The organism is Photorhabdus australis DSM 17609, assembly GCF_000711895.1.
Classification (GTDB): domain Bacteria; phylum Pseudomonadota; class Gammaproteobacteria; order Enterobacterales; family Enterobacteriaceae; genus Photorhabdus; species Photorhabdus australis.
The window spans coordinates 1-20,638 of sequence record NZ_JONO01000070.1 but is presented as its reverse complement, the minus strand read 5'-3'; the positions used below and the strand labels follow the sequence as shown (position 1 = coordinate 20,638).

Below are 20,638 nucleotides of genomic sequence, written 5' to 3'. Positions count from 1 at the left end.
CCTGTGACCAACGCTTTAACCGGCTGGCGATCGTCTCTATTTCCCGGTGTCAATTTAACGGATAAAAGCTCGCCACAATCATCGATAATCAGATGAAGTTTAAAGCCATAAAACCATCCTGTGCTGGTTTTTCCTCGCTGTGCTACGCCATCGAAGACCTTATTCCGAGAAATACGAAGATTATGGCAAACCGCGATTTGAGTGGAATCGATAAAGGCAATCCCTTGTGATTTTTGTTGGCGTGAAGAAAGGAAAGGGCACAACGGAATAATGGCTCTTTTCTTCAATGTTATCATTCGATTGAGGATCTCCACGATTTTGTTTTATAAGCAAAAACTTTGATCGTGCCTCAGGCACTTAGTTCCCTTCTTTTCTTCCTTTCTTAAACGGAGTTCAGGTTAAATATGTTGCGTTCTGTTATTTTGGTCGGGGATTCAACTTCGCATGGTGGCAAAGTGTTAACAGGCGATGAAAGCTGTGGTGTGCTAGGGAAGCAAGCAGCTCGGGTTGGGGATGCTGTATCCTGTCCAAAATGTGGTGGCAATCAAACTATCGTGGAGGGGCGCCTGGGATAGTCGGCTCTAATGGGCAAACATATGCTCTGGAGGGAATGAAAACCTCTTGCGGGGCGACATTGATTGCTTCGCAAAGTCTATTTCAGGCATAGGAGGGCGGTAAAAGCTAATACTTTGCTTGAAATAGAGTGGGATGATTTAAATACGGATGTTCAGTTCTTCATCATTTTTTTACAAACTACCCGGTTGGCGTGGTGGATTTCGGCCTGACATATTGGTTGTAGCGCTACGTATATTTTGACCAATTATATCAATGTTAGCCTGAAATGGTGGAAATGGCAGAGTAATGCCATGTTTGTGAAACTCTTGCAGAATAAGCTGGTGGACTTCATGACGGACAGGCATTCTGTGTCCCATTTCAGCAGCATAGATTCGGAGTTCAAATATCTGAATGCCGTGCTGGAGGTCGACCAGGTAGACTTCAGGCGCTGGATTATCAAGGATCAGAATACAACGTTTAGCCGCAGTTAACAGGATTTGGGTGACTTGTTCGCTGTCGTTTTCTGCCGGAGCGGGGATTGTCAGTACGACACGGGTGATCGTGTCAGACAATGACCAGTTAATAAACTGCTCGGTGATAAATGCTTTGTTAGGAACAATAATCTCTTTTCTGTCCCAATCTGAAAGTGTTGTTGCCCGGGTATTGATCTTGGTGATGCTCCCGGTCAAGTTACGGATAGTGACGGTATCACCAATACGGATGGGTTTTTCAAACAAGATCATCAGACCGGAAATGATATTGGCGAAGATTTCTTGTAAACCAAAACCAAGCCCAACCCCAAGCGCCGCAACAAGCCATTGCAGTTTTGACCATTCAATACCGATCAGTGAGAAACCGACTAAGCCACCAATCAGAGTAATGGTGTATTTAGTCAGTGTAGTGATGGCAAAGCCAGTACCTGGTGTGAGTTCTAAATGCTGTAATAAGGCCAGTTCAAGTAATGCGGGCAGGTTACGTACCAGTTGAGCGGTGATAATAATCACCAGTATGGCGATTAGTACAGAACCCATGGTAATGGGCTGAACAGTTTCTACGTTATTTACGGTTGTGGTGACGTCCCACAAGCGGATATTTTCCAGGAATGAGAAAGCTGAATGGAGTTCCGACCAGAGCAAAATCAATGAAACTAGCGCAAACATGGTTAGAATTGAACGTACTAGCCCCAATGACTGAGCACTGATTGCATCCAGATCAATAATAGGCTCCTCAACTTCAATGGCACCTTCGATACTGCTTGAACCCGTTGAATCATCTTCTCCCTTGGCACGTTGAGCCAAAATTTCTGCCCTCCGCTGTTTTGCCCGTTCGAAGGCGATCCGGCGCCGCTGAATTAACATCCAACGGCGGATAATATGATAAATAACGAGCAGGAAGAACCAGATAGCAACAGAGGTCTCCAAACGTCCCAGCAAGGCTTGTGATGTACTAAAATATCCCAGAATGGAAGCCAGAGCCGCGACTATTGGAGCAGAGAGTAAAATCCACCAGAGAGCTGTATTGATAACATTCTCACCAGAGCCGTTTTTGTCCAGATAAAGCGGGACTTTCACTCGTTTCAGGCTGTTGGTGATCAGGCTTAATGATACACACAATACCAGGAAACAGAGTCTGCCAAGTGTGGATGAGAATTCTCGATCACTGTAATGTTCGAAAGTTATCAATGCCATCACCAGTGGCACAATAACAAAGATAGATAGCTGGTAAAATCGTAATGCCCGTTTGACCCGCTCTTCTGGCCAGCGGAAATGAGCAATGAACAACCCGTTTGGATGTGCAAAAGTGGCGCTCAATATAAAGATCCATAAGACGGGAGTTGTAGCACTGACACCATAACCAATGGCGGTTGCCATCGGGTATTGCCAGGCACTTTGTAACCCGTAGCCAACCGCAGACCAGAGCATTGGCAAGGGTAACGCGACAATAACCGACCAAAATACGGTCCGTAAAGTGAGGGAAAAGTGATCATGTGTTACTTTGCCGATACGGTTACTGGCGCGTTCAAGAAATGCGTGATAATGGCGGAGAGAACTAATGCTGAATATCACCAGAAATAACGCCCCAAATAGATACAGCAGTGTATCCTGAGTGGTCAGCATGACGATCAGGGCTCTACTTAACTGAGAGAAGGTATCCAGCGATAATAAACGGGTTAAATCATGTACGACATTGATTGGGTAGTCGAGCGCAACGGGGTTTACATCTGCAACCCAGAATAGGTAACGGTGTGTGGCTTCTTTGACTTCTGTCAGTGCATCATTTAGCTGGTTAGTAGCCACTTTCAGTTTAGTCAGTTCAAGAATTTCACTATCATAACCAGATAATAATGAATTGAGTAATTCCTTGCGGGTGCGGATGAGAGAATCATAAATCCGCTCTTGTTCATTGGTTAACGTAACATTATTTTTTTGTGTTGGTTTTGCTTCTTTTTGTAATTGCTCCAGCATGTCTTCGTATTTCAGTCGATCGACCCTGAATTTGACAATGTTCCGATCAAGTTGTTGGGGTTTAGACATGTCAGGCAAACGGGCAAGCTGCGTTCGGAGCGCTTCTCCAAGCGTTGTGGAGTCGCCAAGCCATTGCGCTTGTTCTCGAATGGTGCTCAATGCCTGCCGAACCTGAATAATATCACTAGCTGCTTGGCGTTGTTTTGCGCCTATGATGTTCATTCGTTGTGCTTGCTGATTGAGTTCCTGGGATAAATTCCGGTTCAGTTGTAATTCATCAAGCAGAAATTTGGGTAGCTGATCACTTTGTTCCGCCAGCATCTCTGTATGTTCCAGGGCTAATTCTGCTTTTTGCTGGCGTTGTGCGTTGAGTTGACTGCGGAGTTGTTGAAGCTCAAGATCAAGTCGATGGTACCGTTTTTTGAATAGTTCAACCCGCATACGGGAAATTTCCTGCCGATTATTGGCAGAAAGTTGAGCTATTTCGAGTTCATTAACTGTTGCTTTGTGGGCATTGACTTCGGCTTGAGCGAAGGCAAATTGAGCCTCTCCTAATGGAGTAGATGGTGTTCCTAATGATTGCAGGCGAGAAGATGCTTCAGTTAGCAGGCGTCGTGCTTCTGATTGTTGTTGTGGTAATAGTACCAGTGAGTCGCTGATTTCCCGTCCTTTGTCCTGCTCTTGCTGTAATTGTCCCCCTTGTTCTATTAATCGGCTGCTGACCTGAATAATCTGTTGTTCAATGTTTGCAATGGGTTGGTTAGCAGGAATTGGGCGGGGAGTATCACTTTCAGAGAGTAATTTTTGACGAAGTTCTTTCGTTATTTTAGGGAAATCATCGATGGCAGTCTGATACTTTTGCGTTCTGTCATTAGCAGATTTAGTATCTGCAATCCAATTGAGTGCGCCTTGCAGCGCCTGAGCAACCTCTGCATCCTGTGGGTTTTTACTGGATTCAATTTGTTTCAGTTCTTGTTTGAGCTGGTTTTCATCAAGTTGAATAGCAGCAAAAGCCGGATTAATAATGAGCAGGCTAAGCAATAAGCTGATAATCAGGCGCACGATAGAGGGCTCTCCTTGGAAAGGGATTAGCTTATGTTGTCAGTGGATTCTTCAGGCATGATAGCTTGAGCTAACAGTTCACCCATGCGGGTTGCTGAGCCACTGCTCAAATGCCCGGCTAACTGTACCTGATTTGGTGCAAACAGGTTAATAACGGTAGAGCCCAATTTGAAACGTCCCATTTCTTCACCTTTTTTGAAAGCAATTGCGCCAGTTGTACCGGCTTCAGGATAAGTCCAGCGTTTTATAATGCCTTCCCGTGGTGGTGTCACTGTGCCGCACCAGGTCATTTCAATACTACCGACGATAGTTGCACCAACCAGAATTTGTATCATGGGGCCAAATTGAGTATCAAACAGGCAGATGACTCTTTCATTACGAGCAAATAGATTTGGCACGTTGGCAGCAGTCAACGGATTGACAGAGAATAGAGCACCTGGAACATAGATCATCTCTTTCAGTAATCCATCGCACGGCATATGCACACGGTGGTAATCTTTAGGTGATAAGTAAGTAGTTACAAACTGCCCATCACGAAATATTTCTGCTAACTGGTAATTTCCGGCTAGCAAGGCTTCAAGTGTATAGTAGTGTCCTTTGGCTTGGAGAATTTGGTCTGCTCGGATATGACCTAACTGACTGATAACACCATCAGCAGGCAGTGCCAATTGATGCTCTTCGCTGATAATTGGGCGAACATCATCTTTTAATGGGCGAATAAAGAATTCATTGAATGTCGTATAGGCTGAAAATTCAGGCGATTTTGCTTCATTCATATTTACTTTATAAATACGGGCAAATGCCTTGATTGCCAGCTGAGTTAGCCAGCCAGCCTTTTTGTTTGCAAACCAGCCTGCCAGATTAGTAAGTCCCTGTTTAGGGAGTAAATAATGCAACCTGATTTTAATGTTATCCAGCACGTCAACCTCTTGGATTTTATTATCGGCAAATTAGACAAAAGGGCGTTATTGTACCTGCCCTTTTATTTAATGTCAGTTAACTATTGTTATTTGTAAATGTCTTGCGTGGTTTAATTTTGTCCATGCTGTCGAGAATACGATGGTAGTTCTCAAAACGCTCTTCAGCTATTTCATTGGCTTCTACCGCTTTTCGCAACGCACATTCTGGGTCATCCCGATGTTTACAATCACGGAATTTGCAGTTTCCCAGATAATCATGAAACTCCACGAAACCTTGAGTTACCTGTTCTGGTGTTAAATGCCATAGCCCAAATTCCCGTACACCAGGAGAGTCGATGACATCACCGCCATGTGGAAAATGATAAAGGCGGGAGGCAGTTGTGGTGTGCTGACCTAAACCAGAAACATCTGAAACCTGATTGACCAGAATTTCTTCTTCGTCTTCCGGAAGGAGAGTATTGAGTAAGCTTGATTTACCCACACCAGATTGACCAGCAAAAATACTGACTCTGCCAGCGAGCATTTTCACCAATTCTTCCATACCTTCGCCTGTATGGCTGGATAGCTTCAATACTCTGTAACCAATGTTATGGTACGTAGACATTACTTCACTGACCCACTCACGGCTTTCTTCATCGAGTAGATCAATTTTATTCAGTACAATCAATGGCTCGATACCCAATGTTTCACAGGCAACAAGGTAACGATCGATAATATTGAGTGAAAGTTCGGGAAGAATTGCCGAAACGATGACTATTTGGTCAATGTTGGCAGCGATAGGTTTAATTCCATCATAGTAGTCTGGGCGCGTAAGTGCAGAAACACGCTTGTGGACTGCTTCAACAATACCATTCACTTTAACATCTGTTTGTGTTTGCAGTGAAGGGCGCCATACTACCTGATCACCTGTTACTAATGAACGGATAGTTCTGCGAATATTACACCGTTGTATTGAACCGTCTTTTGCCTCGACATCAGCATGTTGGCCGAACCGGCTGATAACCAGCCCTTCCTGAGGTTCACCTAACTGGCTATCATCCAATTCAGGTTTGTTATCCTGTTGTTTTGTCAGCTTGCGTTGATGATTTGCCTGTACCCGCCGTTGCTGGCCTTTGGATAGTTTATGTTTAGCCACCAAACCTCACTTGTTCCACATGTATCGCTGCTATGCCTTAAAAGCGTTATGATACACCATTAATCAGAATTATCTCTCCAACCTAGGATATAATATGTCAAAAAGTGAACACAATCTTATCTGGATAGATTTGGAAATGACGGGCTTAGATCCAGAGCGGGATCGCATTATTGAAATTGCGACAATTGTCACTGATGCAAATTTGAATATCGTGGCTGAAGGGCCAGTTATTGCGATTCACCAGTCTGATGAACAACTTGCTCTGATGGATGAATGGAACGTGCGTACCCATACTGCTAGTGGGTTGGTTGAACGTGTTAAAGCAAGCAAAATTGATGCTCATGGAGCAGAGAAGGCGACGATTGAATTTTTGGAAAAATGGGTCCCAGCAGGTGTTTCCCCCATTTGTGGCAATAGTGTTGGTCAGGATCGACGTTTTCTATTTCGTTATATGCCTGAGTTGGAAGCCTATTTCCACTACCGCTATTTGGATGTTAGTACTCTGAAAGAGTTAGCTCGTCGCTGGAAACCAGAGATCCTGGCTGGGTTTAAGAAGCAAAATATTCATCAGGCACTGGATGATATCCGCGAATCAGTTGCTGAATTGGCTTATTATCGGGAACATTTTATTCAATCGTAACAAGAACGTTTTATTTTTATCCTTTGCTGATATGATCATGCAAGCTCAGTATGGCGATTAAGTGTCTATGTTGGTGTTTAAATCGTCACTCGATAGAAAAGTTCATTTTTTTGCGTTGGGGGGCTTGCGGGCGTAAGGATTTTTCGTATAATGCGCTCCCCGTACCGATGAAGAATTTCATAAGGTATGGATGGCATACTAAATAAGGGTATGCGGGAATAGCTCAGTTGGTAGAGCACGACCTTGCCAAGGTTGGGGTCGCGAGTTCGAGTCTCGTTTCCCGCTCCAAATCTTGCAATCAGTATGTTGTTTCTGGCTATTATTAGTCAATCAGTGACGCGGGAATAGCTCAGTTGGTAGAGCACAACCTTGCCAAGGTTGGGGTCGCGAGTTCGAGTCTCGTTTCCCGCTCCAAATCTTGCAATCAGTATGTTGTTTCTGGCTATTATTAGTCAATCAGTGACGCGGGAATAGCTCAGTTGGTAGAGCACAACCTTGCCAAGGTTGGGGTCGCGAGTTCGAGTCTCGTTTCCCGCTCCAATTCTCCTATCATACCGATAGCTTGGAAATATCCTTTTCTGCCTCGGACTTCTAGTCAGCGCTATATGGTATAGCGTTGGGTGAACTTCCCTTTATTCTTTAAACGTTAATCCGTATCCTTTACTGGCGTGATTGCACCTGTTTAACTTGTTGTTGCTCTAAAACCGAAATCTTTAATAACCTCATCTTGTAGCTATGGTTAAGGTTTTGCCGTAATCGGTCATTTCGCTGATAATCTGTTGAAGGCGTATATGCTAATTGTGTTGGAGGGTTGTGCATAACATATTCTTAGTGAAAATTAAGTGCGCCGAAGTTCTGTGTTTTTTCAGGTAGGTGTTGTTCGGTTGAAGGTTGTTTGTTCGAAAGTAACTAACTTAATTTCAATAAAGAGCAATAGAGGTAAGAAATGAAAAAACTACTTTTCCTGTCATTATTGGGGGCAGTATCTCCTGTACTAGCTGTATCACACACTATTGTTAAGACTGTTAATCCACCTACTCTAATGGTGTTCTCAACAGGTACCGGTTCTTCTCTTAGTCAGTTTTCATTGCTATCGACAGATTTCCCTTCTGGGACATTGAACGCAACCAAAAAGTTGTCATCGGTTAACTGGAGGACCTCGTCCTATCCCACCACAACTGGAGAGCGAGCGGAACTCTGTTACTCCCAACCTTACTCTTCGACAGAGGCTCTTTGTATTCCCGTTGCGCTCAATTCGGCAGGGAGTACTGATGTATTCAACAACTATCGGTTTGACAATGGCGTTAGAGTGGTTATCCGGCATGTGGTGACAAACGGCACACCTTCGTATTATCACAGCCCAGCTGGGCAGGAGCAGGTATCGTTCACATACAGCTACTAACTGTATATGTATATCTGAGATAGTTTGAACAACAAATGTCAGCCCTTTTGCGGGAGGGCTGATATTAAGGACTCAAAAGATTTTTCCAACTTCTGCTTGCCAAATTTTCTAGGGTAGTACATAATGCACTCCTTTCAGTACTTGGTAATGATAAAAATATCTTATTTATCAATAGGTTGCGTGAATTTGGCGGGCTTATATCTCGCTTTTGGTTGCCTATTCGGTGGTAGTACTTGCTGACTTTAATTAGATTTTTGGGATTGTCTCCTTCGGTAAAGGTTCCTGTTTTTTATCCACAGAGTGGAAAGTAATCGCGTGGTAAATAAGTACGACACCTTAAAATTATCACACAGACTTATCCACAAGCTGCTTCTTTTAAATTTTTCTTATTCTAAGTTTTACAAAATAGGTGTTTCTTCTGTAACCTATTGATAGTTTTACAGAATGCTTCTTTGTTAAGAAATGTCATATTGATCACTTGCGCTTTTTTTGAGCATTGATCAGCAAGGGTTTTTTATTTTATTCACAGGGGAATTATCTGATTCTTCTATGTGTCATATAAATGGCTAATAATTAAGCATCTCTGGGTAGACCTTTGATTACCGTTCTGATAAGCCGTTTTTGTTGTGAAGTTTGTACATTAACAATGTTAGCGTCTCGGCAAGTCATCTGTTGTTCGATAGCCCAATGAATATGTTCATCGAGCATTGTATTTAATCCTAATTTCCGTTGTAGAGAAAGAACGATATCGTCTTGATATGGGGCGTTTCCCAGAGCAACAATAATGTTGCGTAACCAGCGTAAGTGACCAATGCGGCGGATTGCAGAACCTTCTGTTATTCGCAGGAATTTTTCTTCACTCCAATTGAATAAATCCAATAATTTCGGTGTATGCAATGTTGCTCGTGGACTGAAATCATTTTCATCTGTCAGTTGAGAAAAGCGGTTCCATGGGCAAATAATCTGGCAGTCATCACAACCATAAATGCGGTTTCCCATTAATGGGCGAAGTTCTTCAGGAATAACACCTTCCAGTTCAATCGTGAGATAGGAAATACAACGGCGAGCATCAATGACATAGGGGCCGACAATAGCACCTGTTGGGCAGGTTGTCATGCAAGCCACACAGCGGCCACAGCGTTCTTCCTGTGGAGTATCTACTGGTAAGGGAAGATTAATCAACAGTTCACCAAGGAAAAACCATGAGCCAGATTCTTTATTAAGAATAAGTGAGTGCTTTCCAACCCAGCCTAAACCGGCTTTAGCGGCTAGTGGCCGCTCCATTATCGGAGCTGAATCAACAAAAGGTCGGAAATTAAGGGTTCCCTGATATTCAAAATCATGGCAATAGTCTTGAATTTGTTCACCTAGTTTCTTCAGGCGTTGGCGTAGCAGTTTGTGGTAATCTCTTCCCAAGGCATAGCGGCTTACATAGCCGAGTTCTGGATCATTTAACGTGCTAGCAAAAGAGGCTTTGGCAGGAAGATAATTCATTCTTACACTGATAACTCTCAATGTCCCTGGCAGTAGTTCATTAGGACGTGTGCGCATCATACCGTGGCGTTCCATCCATGCCATCTCGCCGTGATACTGCTTATCCAGCCATTCCTGAAATTTTGGTTCTTCTACTGATAAATCAGTATCGCAAATACCAACTTGTTGGAAACCAAGAGAGAGACCCCATTGTTTGATGTTTGTGGTCAGGAGATGGAGGTCGAGGGGAGTTGCCATGGTGGAAATTAGTTCATGCTGCAAGGAACCACAGTGTAGCATAATTTGCTTCAAGCTAAAAATAATAGGTTTGGTAATGAAACCTGAATAGAAGGCGTTAAATGTTGATAATAGGGCTGTGTTAGGGTTATCGTTTTAGCTGATGAATTAATAAAACAGCAGATATTATTCGATGAAAGAACTTGTTTTGTCACTTCAAGATGAAGATGCGACTGTTTCTCTTGGGAATGCAGTTGCGGTTGCCTGTAATCGCGGCAGTGTAATTTATTTATATGGTGATTTAGGTGCCGGTAAAACTACATTTAGTCGCGGTTTTTTGCAATCTTTGGGTCATAAAGGGCATGTAAAAAGCCCAACTTATACTTTGGTTGAACCTTATGCTTTAATGCCAAGGCCGGTTTACCATTTCGATCTTTACCGGTTAGCTGATCCAGAAGAATTGGAATTTATGGGAATACGCGATTATTTTCATCAGGATGCTATTTGCCTGGTGGAGTGGCCTCAGCAAGGAGAAGGTGTATTACCGGACGCAGATATTAAATTACATTTGAGTTACCAGTCTGAAGGGCGACAGGCACATTTTATCGCTTTGTCTGAATATGGTGAGAGCCTGTTAGATAATTTGAAATATTTATAAGGGATCACCCGCGTATGATGCGTGCTTTAGTCGCAAAAATGATAAAGAAATGGCAAATTAGTTTTATGATAATTTGTTTGTTGTTTATCGTAATGAACAATTTAATGGTGACAACAGCAACAGCGGCAACTTTATCCAATATCCACGTTAGTAACAGTATAAGTGAAGCTAAAGTGACCATGGTTTTTTCAGATGGCCGCCCTGATTACAGTATTTTCCCACTACATTCGCCGGAACGTTTAGTCGTAGATATCTACCAGACTGGAAATATTGGTTTGCCAATGAGCTTGCCGGGGCAGGATTTAGTGAGGAAAATCCGATCTAGTCAATCGCCGGTGCCACAAAAAAAACGTATCGTGCTTGAACTAAATCGTAAAGTTAAAGTCAACTCTATAGTGCAGAAATCGGGGAGTGAATATCGGGTTATCTTTACCTTACGGGCTTCCGACATATCTGTCAGCAATCCTGTTTTCAGAGAAAGCTCACAGGTGGCTGCAAGTAATCTGTTACCCACTAATAATAAATTATCTGCGACAAAAAAAATTGCTCCTCAAAGAGTGCCTAAAGGTAAAGGTCGTCAGCAGGTCATTGTTGCAATTGATGCAGGGCATGGTGGACAAGACCCTGGAGCAATTGGACAACGTGGGCTGAAAGAGAAAGAGGTTACTATCAGCGTAGCGCGTAAACTTGAGGCTTTGTTACGTAATGATCCTATGTTCAAACCTGTTTTGACTCGTGATGGCGACTATTTTATTTCTGTCGCTGGTCGTTCTGAGGTTGCTCGTAAGCATAGCGCAAATATGCTGGTTTCTATTCATGCGGATGCTGCACCTAATCGCAGTGCGCGTGGTGCTTCTGTTTGGGTATTGTCAAACAAGCGTGCAAACAGTGAATTGGGGAATTGGCTTGAACAGCATGAGAAACAGTCTGAGTTACTGGGGGGAGCTGGTGATGCATTGGCTAATGGTACAAACCCTTATCTGAGCCAGGCAGTGCTGGATTTACAATTCGGCCACTCTCAACGGGTGGGTTATAATGTTGCTGTGCAAATTTTGAGCGAGTTGCGTAAAGTTGGTTCATTACATAAACGTTCTCCAGAGCATGCCAGCTTGGGTGTATTACGTTCACCGGATATTCCTTCAATTTTGGTAGAAACAGGATTTATCAGTAACTCAGCTGAAGAAACATTACTTGGTTCTAGTGATTTTCAGGATAAGTTGGCAGGTGCTATCCACAAAGGATTGCGTAACTATTTTCTGGCAAATCCATTACAGGCTGCACCTGGAACAGCCGGGAAGTAAGGATTAAAAATATGGCGATCAAGATCTTACCTCCTCAATTAGCAAACCAAATTGCTGCTGGCGAAGTAGTAGAACGTCCCTCATCAGTAGTAAAAGAATTGGTGGAGAATAGCCTTGATGCTGGAGCTAGCCGCATTGATATTGAAATCGAGCGTGGTGGAGTAAAGCTTATCCGTGTCCGTGATAATGGCTGTGGAATCAACCACCAAGATATTGCTCTGGCTCTGGCTCGTCATGCGACGAGTAAGATTGCAACGCTGGATGATCTGGAAGCCATTATTAGTATGGGATTTCGAGGAGAAGCATTAGCCAGTATCAGCTCAGTTTCGCGTTTGACATTGACTTCTCGTACAGAAGAGCAAAATGAAGCCTGGCAAGCATACGCTGAAGGGCGGGATATGGGAGTGACTGTGAAACCGGCAGCGCATCCGGTGGGTAGTACTGTCGAAGTGTTGGATTTGTTTTATAACACTCCGGCACGCCGCAAATTCTTGCGAACAGAAAAAACGGAATTTGGTCATATTGACGAAATTGTCAGACGTATTGCGTTGGCGCGTCTGGATGTATCAATTAATCTGCATCATAACGGTAAACTGGTTCGCCAGTACCGGCCAGCCAAAGATGGATCACAGCATGAACGGCGGTTGGTCTCTATTTGTGGTACTGCTTTTATGCAGCAAGTGCTTTCTCTTTCGTGGCAACACGGAGATTTGTCTATCAAAGGATGGATTGCTGACCCAATGAGTGTTACTGCGAGTGGCGATATTCAGTATTGCTATGTTAACGGACGTATGATGCGGGATCGTTTGATCAATCATGCTATTCGTCAAGCTTATCAGGATTTGATACAGGGAGAGCAACAGCCGGCTTATGTTTTATATCTGGAGGTTGATCCGCATCAGGTGGATGTTAATGTGCATCCGGCAAAGCATGAGGTTCGCTTCCATCAAGCCCGTTTGGTACATGATTTTATCTATCAGGGTGTGACAGCCGTATTAAAACAACGTGGAAGCAGCACTGAGCTGGATATGGCATGTTGTGAACCAGCACCGGTTTGGGAGCCGGAAAATCGCCCATCCGCAGGAGAAAATCATTTTTCCCGGCAAAATAACGCTGCATCTGTGGCAACTTCATTACCAAAGGAAGCTTCGTCAGCCAGGAGTAGCAAGGTTTCTTCTCGTAGTGGTGAAAACTATCAATATCATGGTGGTGATTATCAGAAATGTCAGGGTGAGTTGTATCAGAAAATGATGCAATCTGTACCGGAGCCTGAAGGGAAGAGAGAGTTATTTCCGACAAGAATCACTCCTGTCACGGTGGAAAAGGTAACTTCTGTTCCTGTTCAGGTTAAAAATAACAGTCATAGTTTTGGTAAGGTATTGAGCATATATCCGCCATGTTATGCTCTGATTGAATCTCCATTAGGCATTGGATTGTTATCTTTGCCAGTTGCTGAACGTTGGTTAAAACAAGTACAGTTAACACCAACAGAGCAAGGATTGAAATCACAGCCACTTTTGATACCGCTAAAACTTTCTCTCAGTAAAGAAGAAGCTGATGCTTTAAATCGTTATAGTGACTTATTAGGCTCTTTTGGTATTGAAGCATCTGTATCTCATGGAAAAGCAACACTACGTGCGGTATCGTTACCATTGCGTCAGCAGAATCTGCCTAAATTAATTTCTCAGTTGCTAGGTTACTTGGCGCAGCAGCCATCAGCATCGGTAGAACAGGTTGTAACTTGGCTTACTTCTCATATCGGTAGTGAACATGAAGCGTGGAATGTTGCTCAGGCAGTACAGTTGTTGGCTGATGTTGAGCGGATTTGCCCACAACTGGTAAAATCTCCGCCAGATGGGTTATTACAATTAATTGATTTACAAGCAGTGGTGGCATCCCTTACTCATGAGTGATCAGAAAACTCAACATCTGCCAACGGCAATCTTTATTATGGGGCCGACGGCTTCAGGCAAAACAGCCTTATCTATCGCTTTACGCCAGTATCTTCCTGTGGAACTGATAAGCGTTGATTCTGCGCTGATTTATTGTGGAATGAATATTGGCACGGCTAAACCGACTGCGGAAGAGCAAGCGTTGGCACCTCATCGTTTGATTGATATTTTGGACCCTTCTCAGTCCTACTCGGCGGCTGATTTCCGTCGGGACGCATTGAAAGAAATGGCAGAAATTACAGCTACCGGGCGTATTCCTTTACTGGTTGGTGGAACTATGCTCTATTTCAAAGCATTGCTTGAAGGTTTATCACCTTTGCCTTCTGCTGATCCAATTATTCGGACAAAGATAGAACAACAGGCGGCAGAACAAGGATGGGATGTATTGCATCAGCAATTACAGAAGATTGATCCTGTGGCTGCATTAAGGATTCATCCAAATGATCCGCAGAGACTTTCCCGTGCATTGGAAGTTTTTTTTATTTCAGGTAAGACTCTTACTGAACTGACTAAATTATCAGGCGAAGATCTTCCTTATCGTGTCCACCAATTTGCTATTGCTCCAGCGAAGCGCGAGATCCTTCATCAGCGTATTGAAGCGCGTTTTAATCAAATGCTTGAATCAGGATTTGAAGAAGAAGCTAAAGCACTTTATGCTCGTAATGATTTGCATGTGGACTTACCTTCTATTCGTTGTGTTGGTTATCGTCAGATGTGGTCCTATCTTTCCGGCGAGATTGACTACGATGAAATGGTTTATCGTGGTATTTGTGCGACGCGTCAGTTGGCAAAGCGTCAAATGACTTGGCTTAGAGGTTGGAAGCAGGTTCACTGGTTGGATAGTTCCCAACCGGAGCAGGCTTTAAACACTGTAATGCAGGTTGTTAGTGCATAGGTTTGTTGATTGTGTACAATTGATGAGTACCAAAGCGCAATTTTTGAGTAGTTCATTTTTTCGAACCTCTAGGTTCTTAGTTAAAAACAACAAAATAAGGAAAATATAGAATGGCTAAGGGGCAATCTTTGCAAGATCCGTTCCTGAACGCATTACGGCGTGAAAGGGTCCCGGTTTCTATTTATTTGGTCAACGGCATCAAATTGCAGGGTCAGATTGAATCTTTTGACCAGTTTGTCATTTTACTGAAAAATACAGTTAGCCAGATGGTTTATAAACACGCCATCTCTACCGTTGTGCCTTCTCGCCCGGTTTCTCATCATAGTAGTAATGCAGGTGTAGGGGCCAGTGTAGGTAATTATCACCCTGGGGGAGCCTCTGCTCCAGCAGCACAACAGGAAAGTGATGGCGCTGAATAAGCTTGAGAATGACTGAATGAAGAAAAACATAGGTAGGGAGGTTTTACCTATGTTTTTTCCTATAATTTTTGACTCAGCCTGAGAGGTCGCACCTTTGTTTGAGCGTTATGAAGGCGGTGAACAAGCCGTTGTGGTGCATGTTTTCTTCTCGCAGGATAAAGACACAGGTAATCTCAGTGAATTTGAATCGCTGGTAATTTCTGCTGGTGTGGCTCCTGTGCAAATTGTCACGGGGAGTAGAAAAGCTCCTCACTCGAAATATTTTGTCGGAGAAGGCAAAGCTGAGGAGATTGCTGAGGCTGTAAAGGCTAGTAGTGCTGATGTTGTGTTATTTAATCATGCACTTAGCCCTGCACAGGAGCGCAATCTTGAACGGCTTTGTCAATGTCGGGTGATCGACCGTACCGGCGTGATTCTGGATATTTTTGCCCAACGGGCACGAACTCACGAAGGGAAGTTACAGGTAGAATTGGCACAGTTACGCCATCTTTCTACCCGTCTTATCCGGGGATGGACTCACCTTGAACGCCAAAAAGGTGGGATTGGTCTAAGGGGGCCGGGGGAAACTCAGCTTGAGACAGATAGGCGTTTGTTGCGGGATAAAATTCGCCAGATTTTGAGTCGTCTCAGCCGGGTTGAAAAACAGCGTGAACAGGGGCGTCAGGCTAGGAATAAAGCGGATATACCGACGGTTTCATTGGTAGGATATACCAATGCGGGTAAATCGAGCTTGTTTAACTGCATGACTGCTGCTGAGGTTTATGCAGCTGATCAACTATTCGCTACACTGGACCCAACACTGCGGCGGATTGAAGTTGCTGATGTTGGTACCGCAGTGTTGGCTGATACTGTTGGTTTTATCCGTCATTTGCCTCATGACTTGGTTGCGGCATTTAAAGCCACATTACAGGAAACCCGGCAAGCAACATTATTGTTGCATGTTGTTGATGCTGTAGATAATCGTATAGACGAAAATATTGCGGCAGTTGACAGTGTACTGGAAGAGATAGACGCTCATGAAATTCCTGTACTGCTGGTGATGAATAAGATTGATATGTTGGGGGATTTTACACCGCGTATTGATCGCAACGAAGATAACTTACCGGTCAGAGTTTGGTTGTCTGCGCGAACCGGTGAAGGTATCCCGTTGTTGTTAAAAGCGTTGACGGAGCGCCTTTCGGGTGAAATCGCACACTACGAGTTGCGCTTGCCGCCAGAGGCGGGTCGTTTACGCAGTCGCTTCTATCAACTTCGGGCAATAGAGAAAGAGTGGATAGAAGAGGACGGCAAAGTTGGTATCGAAGTGAGAATGCCGATTGTTGACTGGCGCCGTCTGTGCAAACAAGAACAGGGTTTGATTGATTACCTCGTCTGATTTGTCTGGCAGACGAATATCAGAAAACTTGTGTGATTGAGAGTTGGCTTATTTACAAGCAGCTCTTAGCCTGAAAAACCAATCATAAAAGAATGGAGCTAAAACATGGCGTGGAATCAGCCCGGGAACAACGGACAAGACCGCGACCCGTGGGGGAGCAGCAATAATAATGGCGGCAACTCTGGCGGGAACAAAGGTGGTCGAAACCGTGGGGCATCTGATCTCGACGATCTGTTCCGTAAGCTGAGTAGTAAACTTGGTGGTTTCGGTGGGAATAAGGGCGGTAATGGTTCTGACCAAGGGACAAAATTTGGTGGGCGTATTGTTAGCCTTGCCGCTGTCGCTATAGTCGTCATTTGGGCCGCTAGTGGTTTCTATACGATTAAAGAAACAGAACGTGGCGTTGTTACCCGTTTGGGTAAATTGAACCATATTGTACAGCCTGGTCTGAACTGGAAACCAACGTTCATTGATGAAGTTGTTCCAGTTAACGTGGAATCTGTTCGTGAGCTGGCGGCATCTGGTGTGATGCTGACTTCTGATGAGAACGTTGTTCGTGTGGAAATGAACGTCCAGTACCGTGTGACTAATCCAGCCGCTTATCTCTATAGTGTAACAAGTCCTGATAACAGCTTGCGTCAAGCAACAGACAGTGCAGTTCGTGGTGTTATTGGTAAATACACCATGGATAAAATTTTGACTGAAGGCCGTACTATTGTACGTAGTGATACCCAACGGGTACTGGAAGAGACTATTCGTCCATACAAAATGGGTATAACTTTGCTGGATGTTAACTTCCAGACTGCCCGTCCACCAGAAGAAGTAAAATCTTCATTTGACGATGCGATTGCTGCCCGTGAAAACGAACAGCAATACATTCGTGAAGCGGAAGCTTATGCTAATGAAGTTCAGCCACGTGCAAATGGTCAAGCTCAACGATTAATCGAAGATGCTAAGGCTTATAAAGCGCGAGTGGTACTGGAAGCGCAGGGTGAAGTGGCGAGTTTTGCTAAGATGCTACCTGAATATAAAGCTGCACCGGAAATTACTCGTGAGCGTTTATATATTGAAAGCATGGAAAAAGTACTGAGTAATACTCGCAAAGTTGTTGCTAATGAGAACAGTAATAGTTTGATGGTTCTGCCATTAGAACAATTGTTCCGTAGTGATGCAGCCAGTGGTAAAACGGTCATGGAAAGTCAGCAAGGGAATCCAACAGTTTCCAACCCGCGGATTACTCGTCCGACAACACCGCTGAGTTCAAACCGGACAGCAGATTATAACCGTACAGATAATCTGCGTAATGACACTGTTAGAGTAGGGAGACAATAATCATGCGTAAGTCGTTTATTGTTATTATTGTCGCTGTACTGGTTGCTTTGTATACCTCAGTGTTTGTTGTGCATGAAGGGCAGCGTGGTATTGTTCTGCGTTTTAGTAAGGTTGTCCGTGATGCAGAAAATAAACCAATTGTGTATGAACCTGGTTTGCACTTTAAAGTGCCATTTATTGAAACAGTGAAAACACTTGATGCCCGTATTCAAACTATGGATATTCAGGCGGATCGGTTCCTGACCAGTGAAAATAAAGACCTAATTGTTGATTCTTACTTGAAATGGCGCATTATCGACTTTAGTCGTTACTATCTGGCTACCGGCAATGGTGATATTTCTCAGGCAGAGGTTTTGCTGAAACGTAAGTTCAGTGACCGTTTACGTTCTGAAATTGGTCGTTTGGATGTTCGTGGTATTGTTACTGATTCTCGTGGCAGATTAACTACCGATGTTCGTGATGCTCTGAACAAAGGTACGACTGACGGAGAAGCGGTAACAACCAGTGAAGCAGATGATGCGATTGCATCAGCTGCGGCTCGTGTAGAGAAAGAAACTGCGGGCAAACAATCGGCAGTTAATCCGAACAGTATGGCTGCTCTGGGTATTGAGGTTGTTGATGTGCGTATCAAGCAGATTAACTTACCGTTGGAAGTTTCAGAGGCTATTTTCCAGCGTATGCGTGCAGAACGTGAAGCGGTAGCCCGTCGTCACCGTTCTCAGGGCCAGGAAGAAGCAGAGAAATTACGTGCAACAGCGGATAAGCAGGTCACTGAAACATTGGCAAAAGCGGAGCGTGAAGCCCGTACTTTGCGTGGTTCTGGGGATGCAGAAGCGGCTAAACTATTTGCTGATGCATTCAGTCAAGACCCAGATTTCTATGCCTTTATCCGTAGCTTACGTGCTTATGAGAAAAGCTTCAGTGAAGGTGGGAAAGATGTTCTGGTGTTAAGTCCAGATACTGATTTCTTCCGTTATATGAAAGCACCTGAAAGGCGAGCAGTTCAGCGTTGATAGACTTTTAAATCTATAAGTAAGGCCCGCATTAGGCGGGCCTTGTCATATTTGGTGGTTTAACAAAAATAACGGATGTGATAAAAATTACTGAAAGGTGTGAAATGAGATGTTAGAATCCATTTTTAAGCAACCGAGTGAATTTTGAAATGGGTAAGAACGTTGTCGTATTGGGCACCCAATGGGGTGACGAGGGCAAGGGCAAGATCGTCGACTTGCTGACTGAACGAGCTAAGTATGTTGTTCGTTATCAAGGTGGCCATAATGCTGGTCATACACTGGTTATCAACGGTGAAAAAACCGTTCTCCACTTAATCCCATCGGGGATCCTGCGTGAAAATGTTATTAGCATCATTGCAAACGGAGTTGTATTAGCGCCTGATGCACTGATGAAAGAGATGAACGCGTTAGAGTCCCGTGGTGTTCCTGTTCGCGAACGTCTGCTTATTTCAGAAGCTTGTCCGCTTATTCTTCCATACCATGTTGCATTAGATAATGCCCGCGAGAAAGCCCGTGGTGCAAAAGCCATCGGGACAACCGGTCGTGGTATTGGTCCTGCATATGAAGACAAAGTTGCTCGTCGTGGCCTACGCGTTGGTGACTTGTTTGATAAAGAAGCATTCGCCACCAAACTGAAAGAAATTATCGAATATCATAACTTTCAATTGGTTAACTATTACAAAGAACCTGCGGTAGATTACCAGAAAACCCTTGATGAAATTATGGCTGTTGCCGATATTCTGACGAGCATGGTTGTTGACGTTTCTGACTTGCTGTACAAAGCAACTCAGAAAGGCGAACTGGTTATGTTCGAAGGCGCGCAGGGCACTCTTCTAGATATCGACCACGGTACCTATCCATATGTGACTTCTTCTAACACTACGGCTGGTGGCGTTGCAACAGGTTCTGGTTTAGGTCCATGCTATGTTGATTATGTTCTGGGAATTATTAAGGCTTATTCTACCCGTGTAGGAGCTGGCCCGTTCCCAACCGAATTGTTTGATGAAACGGGCAGTTATCTGCGTGAAAAAGGTCAAGAATTCGGTGCGACTACTGGCCGTAGTCGTCGTACTGGTTGGCTGGATATTATTGCTATCCGCCGTGCGGTACAGATCAACTCGTTGTCAGGTTTCTGTATGACCAAACTGGACGTATTGGATGGCTTGAAAGAAGTAAAAATCTGTGTTGGTTACCGTATGCCTGATGGCAGCGTAGTTGAGACAACACCTCTGGCTGCGGATGATTGGGAAGGTATTGAACCTGTTTATGAAACAATGCCGGGCTGGGACGAAAGTACTTTCGGTGTAAAAGAGCACAGTGGATTGCCTTTGGCGGCGTTGAATTATATTAAACGTGTAGAAGAACTTACTGGTGTTCCTGTTGATATTATTTCTACAGGCCCAGATCGTTCAGAGACAATGATCCTGCGTGATCCGTTTGATGCCTGATTGTGCCAATAATTAGGTAAAGCCGGGCTTTCAGCCCGGTTTTTTGCTAGTGCGCTGGGCATGGCGCGTTGCGCGTGAGCGCAACCGGGTTGGTTGTGGTGACCAAACCGGTGACTTGGAGGTGAAAGTCCTCTACACACCCGGTAAGGGGAAGTGTTAGCTGAACGGTAAGGGTGCCGTGGGTGACTGCGGATCTGAAGGAAACCGAAAGCAAAATGCTGGCCTGACGAACAGGAAGCGGTTTAGGCGGCACAGTGGGGTGAGGCGGCTAGTATCGTCAAAGCCCAATACTTACACGGAACGCTGTGACGTAAAGCCGACAGGTATAAGCAGGAAGGTCGCGTGAATTACCCCGG

Annotated in this window: 16 protein-coding genes, 3 tRNA genes and 1 pseudogene; 15 read left to right on the top strand and 5 right to left on the bottom strand. The window is 44.2% G+C overall.

All coding sequences use genetic code 11. The features are described from left to right. A pseudogene (locus BO26_RS16555) lies at positions 1-302 on the bottom strand (transposase); the annotation flags it as partial. 102 nt (positions 303-404) lie between these two features. Between BO26_RS16555 and BO26_RS16550 the strand changes: the two are divergent. Then, complete coding sequence (locus tag BO26_RS16550) at positions 405-575, top strand: PAAR domain-containing protein (protein ID WP_236637488.1); 171 nt, start codon at positions 405-407, stop codon at positions 573-575. 171 nt (positions 576-746) lie between these two features. Here BO26_RS16550 and mscM read toward each other — a convergent pair whose 3' ends face one another. From mscM to rsgA, 3 genes are all read right to left on the bottom strand, one after another. Further along, positions 747-4,082 (bottom strand): miniconductance mechanosensitive channel MscM, encoded by a 3,336-nt coding sequence (gene mscM / locus BO26_RS16545; protein ID WP_036773364.1) that lies wholly within the window; start codon positions 4,080-4,082, stop codon positions 747-749. Positions 4,083-4,108: 26 nt separating this feature from the next. Continuing rightward, entirely contained in the window at positions 4,109-5,002 is an 894-nt protein-coding gene (gene asd, locus BO26_RS16540) for an archaetidylserine decarboxylase (protein WP_036773363.1), read from the bottom strand. Between the two features lie 76 nt (positions 5,003-5,078). Further along, the gene (rsgA, locus tag BO26_RS16535; RefSeq protein ID WP_036773360.1) at positions 5,079-6,137 is read right to left on the bottom strand and encodes a small ribosomal subunit biogenesis GTPase RsgA; all 1,059 of its coding nucleotides are present in this window, start codon (positions 6,135-6,137) and stop codon (positions 5,079-5,081) included. A gap of 94 nt (positions 6,138-6,231) precedes the next feature. Here rsgA and orn point away from each other — a divergent pair, with 94 nt between their 5' ends. The 5 genes from orn to BO26_RS23550 all read left to right on the top strand — a co-directional run bounded on the left by orn (position 6,232) and on the right by BO26_RS23550 (position 8,179). Beyond that, on the top strand, positions 6,232-6,777 hold the full coding sequence (orn, locus tag BO26_RS16530; protein WP_036773359.1) for an oligoribonuclease: 546 nt from the start codon (positions 6,232-6,234) through the stop codon (positions 6,775-6,777). 212 nt (positions 6,778-6,989) lie between these two features. Further along, positions 6,990-7,065, top strand: a tRNA-Gly gene (locus BO26_RS16525). Between the two features lie 50 nt (positions 7,066-7,115). After that, positions 7,116-7,191, top strand: a tRNA-Gly gene (locus tag BO26_RS16520). A 50-nt stretch (positions 7,192-7,241) separates the two neighbouring features. Then, positions 7,242-7,317, top strand: a tRNA-Gly gene (locus tag BO26_RS16515). Between the two features lie 406 nt (positions 7,318-7,723). Beyond that, complete coding sequence (locus tag BO26_RS23550) at positions 7,724-8,179, top strand: hypothetical protein (RefSeq protein WP_157835573.1); 456 nt, start codon at positions 7,724-7,726, stop codon at positions 8,177-8,179. A gap of 573 nt (positions 8,180-8,752) precedes the next feature. Here BO26_RS23550 and queG read toward each other — a convergent pair. After that, positions 8,753-9,910 carry a tRNA epoxyqueuosine(34) reductase QueG gene (queG, locus tag BO26_RS16510; RefSeq protein WP_036773371.1) on the bottom strand — a complete coding sequence of 386 codons (1,158 nt, stop codon included), beginning with the start codon at positions 9,908-9,910 and terminating at the stop codon, positions 8,753-8,755. A 172-nt stretch (positions 9,911-10,082) separates the two neighbouring features. On the opposite strand from queG, the gene tsaE reads away from it, so the two are divergent. From tsaE to BO26_RS16465, 9 genes are all read left to right on the top strand, one after another. Next, a complete protein-coding gene (tsaE, locus tag BO26_RS16505; protein ID WP_036773357.1) occupies positions 10,083-10,547 on the top strand; it encodes a tRNA (adenosine(37)-N6)-threonylcarbamoyltransferase complex ATPase subunit type 1 TsaE in 465 nt (154 codons plus the stop codon). A gap of 14 nt (positions 10,548-10,561) precedes the next feature. Further along, complete coding sequence (gene amiB, locus BO26_RS16500) at positions 10,562-11,848, top strand: N-acetylmuramoyl-L-alanine amidase AmiB (protein ID WP_036773356.1); 1,287 nt, start codon at positions 10,562-10,564, stop codon at positions 11,846-11,848. 11 nt (positions 11,849-11,859) lie between these two features. Then, positions 11,860-13,761, top strand: a complete 1,902-nt coding sequence (gene mutL / locus BO26_RS16495; protein WP_036773354.1) for a DNA mismatch repair endonuclease MutL — start codon at positions 11,860-11,862, stop codon at positions 13,759-13,761. Continuing rightward, a complete protein-coding gene (gene miaA / locus BO26_RS16490; protein ID WP_036773353.1) occupies positions 13,754-14,695 on the top strand; it encodes a tRNA (adenosine(37)-N6)-dimethylallyltransferase MiaA in 942 nt (313 codons plus the stop codon). The genes mutL and miaA overlap by 8 nt, the downstream gene beginning before the upstream one ends. 110 nt (positions 14,696-14,805) lie before the next feature. Next, on the top strand, positions 14,806-15,114 hold the full coding sequence (gene hfq / locus BO26_RS16485) for an RNA chaperone Hfq (protein WP_015836155.1): 309 nt from the start codon (positions 14,806-14,808) through the stop codon (positions 15,112-15,114). A gap of 94 nt (positions 15,115-15,208) precedes the next feature. Further along, complete coding sequence (gene hflX / locus BO26_RS16480) at positions 15,209-16,489, top strand: ribosome rescue GTPase HflX (protein WP_036773351.1); 1,281 nt, start codon at positions 15,209-15,211, stop codon at positions 16,487-16,489. 105 nt (positions 16,490-16,594) lie between these two features. Further along, a complete protein-coding gene (gene hflK / locus BO26_RS16475) occupies positions 16,595-17,821 on the top strand; it encodes an FtsH protease activity modulator HflK (RefSeq protein ID WP_036773350.1) in 1,227 nt (408 codons plus the stop codon). Between the two features lie 2 nt (positions 17,822-17,823). Beyond that, entirely contained in the window at positions 17,824-18,834 is a 1,011-nt protein-coding gene (hflC, locus tag BO26_RS16470; RefSeq protein ID WP_036773348.1) for a protease modulator HflC, read from the top strand. Positions 18,835-18,983: 149 nt separating this feature from the next. After that, complete coding sequence (locus tag BO26_RS16465) at positions 18,984-20,282, top strand: adenylosuccinate synthase (protein WP_036773368.1); 1,299 nt, start codon at positions 18,984-18,986, stop codon at positions 20,280-20,282. Positions 20,283-20,638: the final 356 nt, after the last annotated feature.